Origin of the sequence: Pedobacter sp. Leaf250 (assembly GCF_920984735.1) — a bacterium.
Lineage (GTDB): Bacteria > Bacteroidota > Bacteroidia > Sphingobacteriales > Sphingobacteriaceae > Pedobacter.
The window spans coordinates 1-994 of the sequence record NZ_CAKLBU010000049.1 but is presented as its reverse complement, the minus strand read 5'-3'; the positions used below and the strand labels follow the sequence as shown (position 1 = coordinate 994).

Here is a 994-nt window from a genome sequence, read left to right as displayed (position 1 = left end):
TAGTCGTGGTCGGAAGAAATTCCGACCATTTTTTATGTTTTAAATATTTTGTCCGGATCTCCTCCAGCGAATACAATTAGGATGGCTGTTATCATATCCCTTAATTCCATTACTATACGCCTTTTAGCTGTTTTATATCCAAGGTTATTTGCTTTTTTATAGATTAGCAGCAGCATTGCTGCAATCATCGTTACGTAAACCATGACCTCAATTCCATTTTTGTTAAGAGAGACCAAATGACTTAAGTTGAGTTCTTGCTTCATGAATCTGAAAAACACTTCGATATCCCATCTTTTGCGGTAGTAATCCGAAATTTCTTTAGCAGAGATTTCAAACTCATTGGTAAGGAACCAAAACTCTTTATTTTGTTTTTCGTTTTTAATGACTACCAGCCGGAAGGTGGTTGTGACCAGCTCTTCTCTATAATGTAGATTTCCTCTTTTATTTTGAATAGGTTTTCCAGTGTACAATTTTACTTTACTATCCTTTATGACTTCCCAACCGTTCCATTTTTGGATATTCCCGGGCTCAATTAAAGATGCCAATTCTTCTATTTTTCGGTTTTCTTTTGAGCGGATGATGAATTTGACTGAATGTTCATCGAATTCCTGCATCTTTCTTGTAGACTGTAAACCCCTGTCTATGATGTAGATGTTTGGGTGATGTTCTTCTTTTTTAACCTGGTTCAGAATCGCCTCAGGAAGGGCTACCTCCTCGGATGAATATTTTTGAGTGTTAAAGATTTCTACTGCCGAAGGCAAAATTCCGTCAAAGGAAAAACTAAACTTAACCAGTTTCTTTCCGCTCTTCTGATCAATACCCTCTTTCAGCCTTGATGAGGCATGAGAGACAATCGTACTGTCTACCCTTATCAGATTGTACTTCTCTGTTTCTGCTTTATCGTAAAGACTGGAAAAGCGTTCGTAAATATACTCATAGATTTCTTTAAAGTAATTGGGGTCGATTTTTGAAAGCCTTTCGGAGATAGAGCTAC

At 37.1% G+C, this 994-nt stretch carries 1 protein-coding gene; it reads right to left on the bottom strand.

Annotated features, from left to right (window positions below):
- Positions 1–32: 32 nt before the first annotated feature.
- A partial coding sequence (locus LUA91_RS20630) for an IS4 family transposase (RefSeq protein WP_231428005.1) occupies positions 33–994 on the bottom strand: 962 nt, incomplete at its 5' end.